The sequence below is a fragment of the Haoranjiania flava genome (genome assembly GCF_025631005.1).
Lineage (GTDB): Bacteria > Bacteroidota > Bacteroidia > Chitinophagales > Chitinophagaceae > Haoranjiania > Haoranjiania flava.
On sequence record NZ_JAOTPL010000024.1, the window covers coordinates 1 to 12435 of the forward strand.

Annotated in this window: 13 protein-coding genes; 8 read left to right on the forward strand and 5 right to left on the reverse strand. The window is 42.1% G+C overall.

What is annotated here, in order from left to right:
- From OD355_RS12500 to OD355_RS12515, 4 genes are all read left to right on the forward strand, one after another.
- A partial coding sequence (locus OD355_RS12500) for a hypothetical protein (protein ID WP_263038827.1) occupies positions 1–429 on the forward strand: 429 nt, incomplete at its 5' end.
- Between the two features lie 11 nt (positions 430–440).
- Complete coding sequence (locus OD355_RS12505; protein WP_263038828.1) at positions 441–641, forward strand: helix-turn-helix transcriptional regulator; 201 nt, start codon at positions 441–443, stop codon at positions 639–641.
- Positions 642–777: 136 nt separating this feature from the next.
- A complete protein-coding gene (locus OD355_RS12510; RefSeq protein ID WP_263038829.1) occupies positions 778–3591 on the forward strand; it encodes a TonB-dependent receptor in 2814 nt (937 codons plus the stop codon).
- Positions 3592–3603: 12 nt separating this feature from the next.
- Complete coding sequence (locus OD355_RS12515; protein WP_263038830.1) at positions 3604–4371, forward strand: GLPGLI family protein; 768 nt, start codon at positions 3604–3606, stop codon at positions 4369–4371.
- On the opposite strand, the gene OD355_RS12520 is transcribed toward OD355_RS12515, so the two are convergent.
- A complete protein-coding gene (locus tag OD355_RS12520) occupies positions 4368–4982 on the reverse strand; it encodes a carboxypeptidase-like regulatory domain-containing protein (RefSeq protein ID WP_263038831.1) in 615 nt (204 codons plus the stop codon). The two genes, OD355_RS12515 and OD355_RS12520, sit on opposite strands and share 4 nt — an antisense overlap.
- Positions 4983–5129: 147 nt before the next feature.
- Between OD355_RS12520 and OD355_RS12525 the strand changes: the two genes are divergently transcribed.
- The 3 genes from OD355_RS12525 to OD355_RS12535 are packed head-to-tail and all read left to right on the forward strand — an operon-like array spanning position 5130 to position 8520.
- On the forward strand, positions 5130–6233 hold the full coding sequence (locus tag OD355_RS12525; RefSeq protein ID WP_263038832.1) for an Mrp/NBP35 family ATP-binding protein: 1104 nt from the start codon (positions 5130–5132) through the stop codon (positions 6231–6233).
- A gap of 8 nt (positions 6234–6241) precedes the next feature.
- Positions 6242–7282: a quinone-dependent dihydroorotate dehydrogenase gene (locus tag OD355_RS12530; RefSeq protein WP_263038833.1), complete on the forward strand. Its 1041-nt coding sequence runs from the start codon at positions 6242–6244 to the stop codon at positions 7280–7282.
- A 41-nt stretch (positions 7283–7323) separates the two neighbouring features.
- On the forward strand, positions 7324–8520 hold the full coding sequence (locus tag OD355_RS12535; protein ID WP_263038834.1) for a carbamoyl phosphate synthase preATP-grasp domain-containing protein: 1197 nt from the start codon (positions 7324–7326) through the stop codon (positions 8518–8520).
- Positions 8521–8774: 254 nt separating this feature from the next.
- Here the strand turns inward: OD355_RS12535 and OD355_RS12540 are convergent, their stop codons facing one another.
- On the reverse strand, positions 8775–9137 hold the full coding sequence (locus OD355_RS12540) for a DUF2007 domain-containing protein (RefSeq protein ID WP_263038835.1): 363 nt from the start codon (positions 9135–9137) through the stop codon (positions 8775–8777).
- A 64-nt stretch (positions 9138–9201) separates the two neighbouring features.
- On the opposite strand from OD355_RS12540, the gene OD355_RS12545 reads away from it, so the two are divergent.
- Positions 9202–10191, forward strand: a complete 990-nt coding sequence (locus OD355_RS12545; protein WP_263038836.1) for an LLM class flavin-dependent oxidoreductase — start codon at positions 9202–9204, stop codon at positions 10189–10191.
- Here the strand turns inward: OD355_RS12545 and ychF are convergent, their stop codons facing one another.
- From ychF to OD355_RS12560, 3 genes are all read right to left on the reverse strand, one after another.
- The gene (gene ychF, locus OD355_RS12550) at positions 10192–11295 is read right to left on the reverse strand and encodes a redox-regulated ATPase YchF (protein ID WP_263038837.1); all 1104 of its coding nucleotides are present in this window, start codon (positions 11293–11295) and stop codon (positions 10192–10194) included.
- A gap of 95 nt (positions 11296–11390) precedes the next feature.
- Positions 11391–11888 carry a dihydrofolate reductase gene (locus OD355_RS12555; protein ID WP_263038838.1) on the reverse strand — a complete coding sequence of 166 codons (498 nt, stop codon included), beginning with the start codon at positions 11886–11888 and terminating at the stop codon, positions 11391–11393.
- Between the two features lie 47 nt (positions 11889–11935).
- Positions 11936–12277 carry a hypothetical protein gene (locus OD355_RS12560; protein WP_263038839.1) on the reverse strand — a complete coding sequence of 114 codons (342 nt, stop codon included), beginning with the start codon at positions 12275–12277 and terminating at the stop codon, positions 11936–11938.
- Between the last annotated feature and the right edge of the window lie 158 nt (positions 12278–12435).

Sequence of the window (12435 nt, forward strand, 5' to 3'; positions counted from 1 at the left end):
AAGTTACCAAAATTAAGTTTTGTCACCAATGATGCTATGGGAAATTTAGGTTTCTTAAAAATCAATTATGAGTTTGAAAATATTTATTTAATTATCTGGGGAGGGCTGATTTTGTTTGGCTTGCTGCTTACCGCATTTTCAAAATTAAAAGTTGAAGATGAATATACTTTCAGCATGAGATTGAATGCGCTCTTGTGGGCAGTACTCGTCTACTATGCCATGTTTATAATTTTTTATTTTTTTGTACGCGGAGCTATTCATGATCTTTATTTGCAGTATAATTGGTTTTTATTGCTTATAATTTACGAACTACGGTTTGAATACCTTTTATTAAGTTCTAAAAGATCTGCATATAAAACCGAACATCATAAATTTTCACATCCCGATGATGATCAGCAAGAATCTATATCCGGTCACTCCAAACATTAAAAGATTTACGGATGAAAAACAATATTAGAGTAGAACGCGCAATTAAAGGAATAACACAGGAAGAGCTGGCCAATAAAATTTCAGTAAGCAGGCAAACCATCAACGCCATGGAAGCCGGTAAGTACGTGCCTTCCACAGTGCTTGCACTAAAAATTGCCAGGTATTTCGGTAAAAAAGTAGAAGACATTTTTACATTGGAAAAAAATGATTAACAAAACTTTCGTAAAAATATTTTATTGAAAAATATAGATGTCAAAAATTAGTGTACATTTACCTAATACATTAGTTACCACCCTAAGGCAACCATATTGAAACAATAAGCATTTCATAGAAAGCTAATAATTACTTATGCTAAAATTTTATTTATTTGTGCTGCTCTCGGTTGCATCTATCTCCGGTTTATACGCACAAAAGGGAACGCTACAGGGCAAAATTAAAGACACTGCCAACAAAACAAACCTGGCTGATGCTTCTGTAATTGTACTAAAAGCCAAAGATTCCATCCTTTATAGTTTTGCAAGAACAGACAAGAACGGCAGTTTCCGCATCAGCAACGTAGATACGGGAAATTATATTTTACTGGTAACCTATCCTAACTATGCAGACTACACAGAAGCATTTACCATAAATGCGGTTGAACAATCTAAAGATTTTGGGGATGTAGACCTGATCACAAAAACGGCTTTATTGACTGATGTGATTGTGCATGCAAATACAGCGATACGCATTAAAGGAGATACTACCGAGTTTACAGCAGACAGCTTTAAAGTAGATGCCAATGCCAATGTGGAAGAGCTGTTGAAGCGGCTGCCGGGCTTCCAGGTAGACCAAAACGGCAACATAACTGCACAGGGACAAACCATAAAAAAAGTTCTGGTAGATGGAGAAGAGTTCTTCGGAGACGACCCTACCCTTGTCACCAAAAATATCAAAGCATCCATGGTTGATAAGGTACAGCTTTATGATAAGACCAGTGACCAGGCTGCATTTACCGGCATCGACGATGGTGTAAGGGATAAGACGGTGAACATTAAACTAAAAGATGATCAGAAAAAAGGCTATTTCGGGAAAATAGATGTGGGAGGCGGTGCAGAAGACCTCAATAAAGGAAAAGGATATTATTATGGCCAGACAATGTTCAACAGCTTTAAATCTAAACGCAAATTTTCTGCTTACGGTACGTTTGCCAACACAGGAGACGTTGGATTGAACTGGAGCGATGCAATGAAATACGGCTCATCAGGCGCTAATATGGAAGTAACTGACGATGGCGGAATCATGTTTATGGGTTCCGGAGGAGACAGTGAACTGGACTGGGGCGGCAGATATAACGGCAATGGATACCCCGATGTGCAGTCAGGAGGATTGCATTATGATAATAAGTGGAATGAAGACAAACAGTTCATAAACGGAAACTACAAAATTGGACGGATCGCGAAATATGGATCTTCAAACACACTGACACAAAACAATCTGCCAGACAGGGTTATTTTCTCTGAAAGCAACAATAATTATTCCAGCAATCTTTTCCGGCAAAAAGCCGATGCAGTTTATGAATTAAAGCCAGATACTGCATCTATGTTTAAAATATCGGCCTCAGGAAGCTTTGCAAATACTTCTTCGGACAACCATTATGAAACACTGAGCCGCAGGGAAGACAGCTCTATGCTGAACGACAATAAAAGAGACCTTTCCAATGAAGGCACCAGGAATTCGTTTGGCGCCAATATGTACTACCAGAGAAAATTTAAAAAGAAAGGAAGGACAATCAGTGGAAATATTGCTACAAATATTTTTGACGAAAACACACACGGAAACCTTTTATCCAATAGCAATTTCTACGACTCAACCAATACTATTATCAATTCTCAAACAATTGACCAGTTAAAAGACAACAACAGCAAGTCTTCCAATATAACTTCTAAAGTAATGTATACCGAGCCCTTAAATGAACAGTTCACGCTGGTTTCCAACTACGGCTACAATATTTATAAATCAAACTCTGCGCGCTTATCATACAATAAGGATGCTGAAGAAAACTATAGTAAGATTGATTCTACTTACAGCAACCGATATTCATTTGACCAGTACAACCACCGCGGCGGTATGGCATTAAATTATAAAAAAAATAAGATCCTATTTAATGTAGGAACAGATTTAAGTGCCGTAAACTACAAACAAACAGACCTTTTCCGCAACAGGGGCAGCCTTGAAAGAAACTTTGTGAATTGGTTCCCTTCAGCAAGATTCAGCTACCGTGCATCCCAGCAAAAAAGAGTGGAGATAAATTATAACGGCAACACAAATCAGCCCAGCATAAACCAGCTGCAGCCGTTGTTTGTAAATGATGATCCGTTAAATATTTTTATCGGCAACCCGGAATTAAGGCCTTCCTTCAGACATTCGTTAAATGCCTCGTATTTCACGTATAAAGTAATGACTGAAAGAGCATTCGGATTTTGGGGCAATTACCAGATGACCATGAATCCGATCGTTACAAATGTACTCACAGACGATAAAGGTGTAAATACCTATAAATACTTTAACCTGAAAGAAAACTACAATCCCGGGTACAATCTCAGCATCTGGTACGGGCGCAAATTCCCTAAATTATGGGATATCAGGTATTCTGTAGATATTGAAACAAGGGGCAATGAATATGTAAATTATATCAATGATGTATTGAATAAAACCACTTCATCTTCTTATGGTATCGGCCAAAGATTAGACAAGTATAAAAATGATGCTTATGATTTTGGCGTAAGTTACAATTTAAGTTATAACATCAACAAATCAAGCCTGCAGGAACGTATTAACAACAATGGCTTCAGCTACACTTTACGCGGGAACCTGCGCTACTACATAACCAAAAAATTCATTGTAAGATCAGATGCCCAATATTTCTGGCAACAGAAAACAGTCTCTTTCAATGAGAACTTTGAAAGATTTACATGGGATGCCTACCTCATAAAAAAATTCGGGAAAAAAGATAATATGCAATTGATACTGACAGCGAAAGATATCCTTAACCAGAATAACGGATTTTCAAGATCGGCATACAACAATACAATAACACAAAAGTACAATACTACCATCGGCAGGCATATGCTGCTCTCTTTTGTATATGATTTCAATAAAGCCGGGGCCGGTGCTTCTAACTAATCAATTTTTAACATGAGATACTTAACCACACTGATTACATTATGCTTTTCTGCCAGTCTGTTTGCACAGAATGGGGCTTTTCTCAGGGAAGGAAGCGTTACCTACGAGAAAAAAATAAATGTCTATGCGCTTTTAGATAAATCCATGAATGACAATGAATGGGCAAAACAATTTGCGGAAGCTTACAAAAAAAACAACCCACAGTTTAAAACCATTAATTATACCCTCAATTTTAATGAATCCAGGTCATTGTACCAGTTAGAAAACCCAAATGAATTTGCCAACAGCCAGATGTTCAATCCTGCACTGACGCTGGGCAATGAAAACATCATACATACAGACCTGAGTACAGGCAAGTCAGTTACCAAGAGAAAATTCTTTGAAGAGAACTTCATTGTGGAAGATTCCACAAGAAAATTTATCTGGAAAATTACTGATGAATACCGCGATATTGCAGGCTTTCAGTGCCGCAGAGCAAACGGGCTCATGTTTGATTCTGTGTATGTGGTGGCATTCTTTACAAATCAGATCATCCCTTCCGTAGGCCCCGAAAGCTTCAACGGCCTGCCCGGCACTATACTTGGCGTGGCTCTGCCGCATGAAAATGTTACCTGGTTTGCCACCAAAGTTTTTGCGAAAAAGATCCCTGATGAACAATTAAATTTTTCTGTAAAAGGAAAAAGGTCTACAACCGCCGATATGCAAAAAGCAATAAATAAGGTAATGGAAGGCGCGCCGGAAGCTTTGCGCAAAGATATGATGAGAAGGTTTATGCTTTAGTTTCTGGATGTACCGCCTTCTTTCCATTCCTTTACAAAACTGTTCCAGGAGGATGGCCTCAGAAAATTAGTAGTCTGTGCTCCCCTGCCAAAATTCGCTACACCGGGTATCTGGCTCACGACCTGGGCACTTGAAGCCTCACGGCCGTCCCTGGGTATGTTGGCAGCCATGCTTAACAGTACTTCCCTGCGCACATTGTATTGTGCTATATCAAACGACGTAAGGTCGGCCCTTGCTGCAAGGAAATCACGGGTAAACTGGGCCGGGCTTGGCAGTGAGCGTATAAAAGTAGTGGGCAGCACGGTAGTATCTTCCACGAGTTTAAAATCAATATTATAAGTTGCGGAAACCACCGTATGCGGTATGGAAACAATAGCATCTTTAAAACCTATAAACGAAAAACGCACTTTATCCCCTTTAGAAACTACGATGGAATAAATACCTCTCTCATTGGTAAGTGTACCTCTTTTTGTTCCTTCTACAAATACGCTCGCCTGCGGCAAAGGCTGGTTTTGCTCAGTAGTTAGCACCCCGTACAGTTGCACTACTTCTTTATTTAGCGACTGGATATCTTTTTTCTGGGCGTAAGTGTAACTGCAAATCAAAACCATTGCACAAAACACAAATATATGCTGAAATAAATGCTTCACTAAGTCTGGATGTTAAGGATCAACAATAAAATTACTTTAAAATAACTATTAGATACCTTAGCAATTGTTATTTTTGCAAATATCCGATTAATTTAACAATTCGAAGAAATGACAGAGAGTGAAATATTACAGGCCCTTCAGACAGTAATCAATCCCGCAACCGGTAAAGATATTATTAGCGAACGCATGGTCAAAGACATTCATATCCACAATAAGAATGTTTTTTTTATAATAGAGATCGGCGCTCCCGATGCTGAAACAAAAGGCAGGCTGAATGCAGCCTGCGAGGAGGCAATCCTGAAACACGTAGATAAAGATGCACAGGTAAACGTCACTTTCAGGCCTACCATGGCTAAGAAAGCGCCTGCGCCATCAAGTGCAAACCCCCTCCCTGGCGTAAAAAATATTATTGCCGTAGTGAGTGGTAAAGGTGGCGTAGGCAAAAGCACTGTGGCTGCTAACCTGGCACTGGCCTTGTCTGCAAGCGGCGCCACGATTGGGTTGATGGATGCAGATATCTACGGGCCAAGTATGCCGATGATGTTTGGATTAAGAGGTGAAAGGCCGATGATGAAAGAAGATGAGAGTGGCAAAGGCAAGATCATTCCCATAGAAAAATACGGGCTTAAAATTATGAGCATCGGCTTCCTGGTTGATGAGAAGCAGGCTGTGGTTTGGCGCGGGCCAATGGCCAGCAGCGCCATTAAACAGTTTGTAACCGATGTGGAATGGGGCGAACTGGATATACTGGTGATAGACATGCCACCCGGCACAGGAGATATACACCTTACGCTGTTGCAGACCATCCCGCTGACAGGTGTAGTCATTGTAACTACCCCGCAGGATGTGGCGCTGGCAGATGCCAAGAAAGGCATAGCCATGTTTGGCCAGGCACAGGTTAACGTGCCTATACTGGGTATTGTAGAAAATATGGCTTATTTCACGCCGGCAGAATTACCGGACAACAAATATTATATATTCGGAAAAGACGGCGGCAAAAACCTGGCAAGCGAATACGATGTAAACCTGCTGGGGCAGATACCCATTGTACAGGCTATACGCGAAGGCGGCGACAAAGGCGTGCCTGTTGTAGCAGGCGACGATGAAATCACCAAAGCGGCATTCAGGGATCTTGCAGGCAAGACGATTCATTACCTGCACAAAAGAAACGACGATCACGAACCTACATCACCTGTACAAATTGTTGAATAATCTACCGCATGCTATATCCTTTTCTGCGTAGTTGTATGTTTATGTTGCCGCCCGAAGAGGCACACAACTTTTCCATGAAAAGCCTGGAAAAAATTCATGCAACTGCACTGGGCAAAAAAATACTGGCCAACCGTTTTAATTTCACTCATCCTTCTCTGGAAAAAGAAGTATTCGGATTAAAATTTAAAAATCCCGTGGGCCTTGCAGCCGGTTTCGATAAGAACGCCATGTACCTGGAATCCTTGCAGGCATTGGGGTTCAGCCATGTGGAGATAGGCACTGTTACTCCCAAAGGACAACCCGGCAATGACCGGCCCCGTTCTTTCCGCCTGCCGCAGGACAAAGCCCTGATCAACCGTATGGGCTTTAACAATCACGGCGCGGAGATCATACGCACACGCCTGGAGCTGTGGCGTAACAACAGCAAAAAAACCGGCTTGATTGTCGGCGGCAACATTGGCAAAAACAAGGTTACAGAAAATGCAGATGCCTGGAAAGATTATGTTTTCTGCTTCCAACAGCTTTTTGATGTAGTAGATTATTTCGTGGTAAACGTAAGCTCGCCCAACACGCCCGGCCTCCGGGCTTTGCAGGAGAAAGACAGCCTGGCTAAAATTTTTACTGAATTAAAAAATGTAAACCTGCAAAAAAGCCAACCTAAACCTTTGCTGCTGAAAATTGCGCCCGACCTTACCAATGAGCAGTTAGACGATATAGTGCAGCTGACAGGCGACCTGCAGTTAGACGGGCTGGTAGCTACAAACACTACCATCTCTCGCGAAAACCTGGTGACGCCTAAAGCAGCAATCGATAAGATCGGCGCAGGCGGCTTAAGCGGAAAGCCGGTGAAAGCCAGGTCTACAGCAGTCTTAAAATATTTACGCAATAGCCTTTCCAATACTGTACCCCTCATTGCCAGCGGCGGCATTTTCACCGCTGATGATGCCAGAGAGAAATTAAATGCCGGAGCGGCGCTGATACAGGTTTACACCGGCTTTATTTACCAGGGGCCCGGTATCGTAAAAGATATTTGCAAGGGCCTCGTGTAAAAAAGATTTTTTAAAGTAAATTTGCGCAACCAAATTTGAAAATGAGCAATATTAACATCATCTCCAACGAGTCTGTACCCTCTTCTAAAAAGAAAATAATTGTTTTAGGCAGCGGCCCCAACAGGATAGGCCAGGGCATTGAGTTTGACTATTGTTGTGTACACGGCCTGCTGGCTATAAAAGAGTGTGGCTATGAAGCCATCATGATCAACTGTAATCCCGAAACAGTCTCTACAGATTTTGATGTGGCTGATAAACTATACTTTGAGCCGGTATTCTGGGAACATTTATGGGATATCATAGAACTTGAAAAACCGGAAGGCGTGATTGTGCAGCTTGGCGGCCAGACAGCTTTGAAACTCGCTAAAAAATTACATGAGAGAGGCATCAGGATCATCGGGACATCTTTTGATAATATGGATATTGCCGAAGACAGGGGCAGGTTCAGCGGCCTCTTGAAAGAGCTTAATATTCCCTACCCCGAGTATGGCACCGCATTTACAGCAGATGAAGCTATTGAAGTAGCCAACCAGGTTGGTTACCCGGTGCTGGTGCGCCCCAGCTACGTGCTTGGCGGACAGAGAATGCGCATAGTGATCAATGATGAAGAACTGGAAAGCGCAGTTGTAAATTTACTAAAACACATTCCGGATAATAATATCCTTATCGACCATTTCTTAGACAGGTGCCAGGAAGCAGAAATAGACGCTATTTTTGACGGCGATGATTTTATGGTAATGGGCGTAATGGAACACATTGAACCGGCAGGTATCCACAGCGGCGACAGCAATGCCGTACTGCCCGCATTTAACCTCTCTCCCATGGAAGTGACCACCATGGAGCTTTACGCAGAAAAAATTGCACGTGCATTAAATATCAAAGGGCTTATAAATATCCAGTTTGCCATTAAAGACGGGAATGTATTTGTAATTGAAGCAAACCCCCGCGCCAGCCGCACCACACCCTTCATAGCAAAAGCTTATGGCGTACCTTTCCTGAACATTGCTACGAAAATCATGCTGGAAGAGGCCAAATTAAAAGACTTTAAAATTGATAAAAAACTTACTGGGTATGCCATTAAAGAGCCGGTATTCAGTTTTGAAAAATTTCCGAATGTAAACAAGGAACTCGGCCCTGAAATGAAAAGCACCGGAGAAGCCATACGTTTCATCAAGGATCTGCGCGATCCTTATTTCCGTACATTGTACAAAGAGAGAAGTATGCGTTTAAGCAAGTAATCAACTGATTAAAATCATATTTTTCCTATTGAAATTCTATATACTTTTGCTAAGCAATAAAGGGATAAAAAACACCTTATTATAAATTTTTTCTCATAAGCAGTTAGTTTTGGTTGCGGCCCCTGTCTTCACGGGGGCTTATTTTTTTATATAAAGCAGCATAATCATCCGGCATTACAATTTTTGGTTTTCCTGATTACCGGGAAATAAATTAAAAAACTACATGTGCATATTATGGGCAGATCACATGAGGCCTATATGAAAATCAAAGCAATGAGGATCATAAAGGCCAGGCAGATGGCAGCTATGATGATTCTTTTGCGCTTGGGTAATGTTCTTACCACAGGCAATCCCTGTGCATAGTTGTCAATCCATTCAGCAAGCGGCAATGTCTCATACGCTTCTTTAATAAAGCCGCCGTTTTTCAAAGCCTCCACAGCTTTCGTAATATCTTCTTTGCGCACCTGTAACTGCACGCCACCAGATGCAAACGTATAGAAAGGCATGACCTGTGTCATAGCTTCATCTTTTAAAAAACAGGGAATACCTTCCAGCTCCAACAGATGTTTTACTACAACTGTTTCATTAGGATGCTGAAAGTGCATGATGGTAACCATTTACAGATATTATTTCCGATAAAATTAACCTTTTTTATTAACAGTAATGCACTAATTTCAGAGGATGGAAAATACAAAATTTTCAATCCTTGAATTGGCGGTAATTACCGAAAACGGATCGGCTGCCACATCCTTAAAGAATGCACTGGAACTGGCACAACATGCTGAGAAGCTGGGCTATACGCGCTTCTGGCTGGCAGAACACCACAATGCATCCTCCATAGCAAGTTCGGCTACTGTAGTGCTGATCGGTTATATTGCAGGCGGTACAAAAAAAATACGTGTAGGTTCTGGAGGCATTATGCTGCCCAATCATGTGCCACTAATTGTTGCCGAACAATTCGGAACACTGGAAACATTGTATCCCGGCAGAATAGACCTTGGCTTGGGCAGGGCGCCAGGTACAGACCGCATTACTGCAAGAGCTTTGCGCAGGGAAGAAGCCGCTATCCTGAGCTTTAAAGATAACATAGAAGAACTGCAACATTATTTTGCACCTAAAGATGTCACTAAAGCCGTGAGAGCCATACCCGGCGAGGGTTTAGAAGTTCCTGTTTACATCTTAGGCTCCAGCACAGACAGCGCCCATCTTGCGGCTAAGCTGGGCCTGCCTTATGCTTTCGCTGCACACTTTGCACCACGCCAGTTCGAAGCCGCAATTGACATTTACAGGAATGAGTTCAAGCCTTCCAAACAATTACAGGAGCCTTATGTAATAGCTTGTGTAAACGCTGCAGTTGCAGACACACAACAAGAGGCGGAGTTCATTGCTTCCTCTGCATTCCTGATGTTCAGAGGAGTAATTTCAGGAAGGCCTGTACCGCTGATGCCGCCCGTAGCAAATATTAATGAGGTGTTGAATGAATATGAGAAAACCGTAATCGCCCAGATGCTTAGTATGACTTTCATCGGGGACAAAAGCTCGGTACAATCCCAGCTTGATACTTTTATAAAAAGATCAGGAGTTGATGAGGTAATGTTTACCGCGCACATTTACGATCATGCAGCAAGGCTGCGGTCTTATGAATTGCTGAGTGAAATATTTACGGGGTAACTATACATTGAACAGGAAGTGCATGATGTCGCCATCTTCTACCACGTAAGCCTTGCCCTGTACGGAAAGTTTGCCGTTTTCCCTGCAGGCCGCTTCTGACTTGTATTTAATGAAGTCTTCATACTTGATCACTTCCGCGCGGATAAACCCTTTCTCAAAATCAGTGTGTATCACCCCGGCAGCTTGTGGGGCGGTATCCCCTTTGGTGATGGTCCAGGCACGTACTTCCTGCACACCGGCAGTAAAGTAAGTGGCAAGGTTCAGCAGTTTGTAAGTTGCAGTGATCAGCCTCGCAACGCCGCTTTCATGCAGGCCCATATCTTCCAGGAAAAGCTGCCTGTCTTCATAGCTGTCCATAGCGGCAATCTCGCTTTCAATGGCAGCGCTGATGAGCAGCACTTCTGCTTTTTCATTCTCAACAGCATCCAGTAAAGCCTGTGTATGCTGGTTCCCGGAGATCACGGATTTTTCATCTACATTGCACACATAGATCACCGGTTTAGACGTAAGCAGGAACATGGTATCTATAAACTTTTCTTTCTCTTCATCTATAATGTCAAAAGAGCGGGCGTTTTTCCCCTGTTCCAGGTGGTCTTTTAACTGTTTTACAATCTCCAGGCCGCGTGCTGCTTCTTTGTCTCCGCCACCTTTGCTTTGCTTCTCCAGCTTGGAAATATTTTTCTCTACGGTATCCAGGTCTTTCAACTGCAGTTCTGTATCAATGATTTCTTTGTCGCGTACGGGGTTTACATTGCCGTCTACGTGTATTACATTATCATCTTCAAAACAGCGCACCACGTGGATGATAGCATCTGTAGCACGGATGTTGCCCAGGAACTGGTTGCCCAAACCCTCCCCTTTACTGGCGCCTTTTACAAGGCCTGCAATATCTACAATTTCAACGGTTGTAGGTACTACCCTGTTTGGCTTCACCAGTTTTTCCAGTTCAAATAAACGCTGATCTGGCACGGTGATCACGCCCACGTTCGGCTCTATTGTGCAAAACGGAAAATTTGCTGCCTGCGCCTTAGCATTGCTCAATGCATTGAAAAGTGTTGATTTACCTACATTGGGAAGACCCACAATACCTGCCTGTAATGCCATTACTTATAGATTTTTGAGCCGCAAAAGTAAGAATAATTTCGGCTATTTCTATGGGCTGATTTAATATAGGCTGAAAATCAGCGGATGAGCATCCGTTATTTTCTTTCCCACACTTCAAAACTGTAATCGTATGCATGCTTTTCATCGGCATGGTGTTTTTGTTCAGAAACCAGTTTAAAATCTTTTTCATTAAAGGAAGGAAAGAAAGTATCTGCTTCGGGGAAATGTGCTTTAACCCTTGTAATATAGAGCCTGTGTGCCTTTGGCAGTATTTGCCTGTAGAGGTCGCCGCCGCCGACCACGAAAAGCTGGTTGTAATCGTGCTCTTTGGCAATGAACAGAGCTTTGTCTATTTTATCTACCAGTACGGCGCCTTCTGCTTTCAAATCTTTCTGCCGCGAAAGCACTATGTTGATCCTGCCGGGCAAAGGTTTATTGTTGAGTGAACCAAAAGTTCTTCTGCCCATGAGCACGGGCATACCGTAGGTAACATTTTTAAAATAACGGAAGTCTTCCGGTAAATGCCACAGCATCTGGTTGTTCTTGCCGATTGCCATATTTTCAGATACAGCTACTATAAGATTGATAAACATGCCAAAAAATTAAACAACAAATTACGGCTAAAAACTTTAAAAGCAATTTATATTTTTTTGCGCACCAGTTTGTGATAAAGAAACAAAATAATAAAGCCTGCAGCGATAGAAAAAAGCAGTACAATAAACCTGTTTGCGAGTACAAAGCTGGCACCAAGGCCTGTAATGCCGAATACCAGCATAAAGTTCACCAGGTTTTTAATGCTGATAATCCCTTCAGGCTCCTGCGTTTCAGGGTGGTCATTGAAATGAAAATAGGAATCAAAATCGTTGATAGGCCTATATTTCAGCAGATAAGCAATGAGTTTGATAAGTATCAGTCCGGCACTTATAAGCGTAATGAAACAATATGCCTGCTGCATGGGGTCAAGGGAATTGTAGATTTTCATGAGTGCTTGTTTGTGCGCTGCTTGGCGGCTATTTTCATTTGTCAAATGTAATACTCAAAAATCTTAGGTTTTTAACTCAATAACGGCTTAGCCTAAGAACCGTCATCTTAATGGTTTTCTATCTGTTTTTTCGCTATGGCCACATGTGTCCGTTTTAA

Bases quoted from the DNA above. Each gene is read 5' to 3' on its own strand.
- OD355_RS12505 (WP_263038828.1), top strand. From the start codon at position 441: ATGAAAAACAATATTAGAGTAGAACGCGCAATTAAAGGAATAACACAG.
- OD355_RS12510 (WP_263038829.1), top strand. From the start codon at position 778: ATGCTAAAATTTTATTTATTTGTGCTGCTCTCGGTTGCATCTATCTCC.
- OD355_RS12515 (WP_263038830.1), top strand. From the start codon at position 3,604: ATGAGATACTTAACCACACTGATTACATTATGCTTTTCTGCCAGTCTG.
- OD355_RS12520 (WP_263038831.1), bottom strand. From the start codon at position 4,982: ATGGTTTTGATTTGCAGTTACACTTACGCCCAGAAAAAAGATATCCAG.
- OD355_RS12525 (WP_263038832.1), top strand. From the start codon at position 5,130: ATGACAGAGAGTGAAATATTACAGGCCCTTCAGACAGTAATCAATCCC.
- OD355_RS12530 (WP_263038833.1), top strand. From the start codon at position 6,242: ATGCTATATCCTTTTCTGCGTAGTTGTATGTTTATGTTGCCGCCCGAA.
- OD355_RS12535 (WP_263038834.1), top strand. From the start codon at position 7,324: ATGAGCAATATTAACATCATCTCCAACGAGTCTGTACCCTCTTCTAAA.
- OD355_RS12540 (WP_263038835.1), bottom strand. From the start codon at position 9,137: ATGGTTACCATCATGCACTTTCAGCATCCTAATGAAACAGTTGTAGTA.
- OD355_RS12545 (WP_263038836.1), top strand. From the start codon at position 9,202: ATGGAAAATACAAAATTTTCAATCCTTGAATTGGCGGTAATTACCGAA.
- ychF (WP_263038837.1), bottom strand. From the start codon at position 11,295: ATGGCATTACAGGCAGGTATTGTGGGTCTTCCCAATGTAGGTAAATCA.
- OD355_RS12555 (WP_263038838.1), bottom strand. From the start codon at position 11,888: ATGTTTATCAATCTTATAGTAGCTGTATCTGAAAATATGGCAATCGGC.
- OD355_RS12560 (WP_263038839.1), bottom strand. From the start codon at position 12,277: ATGAAAATCTACAATTCCCTTGACCCCATGCAGCAGGCATATTGTTTC.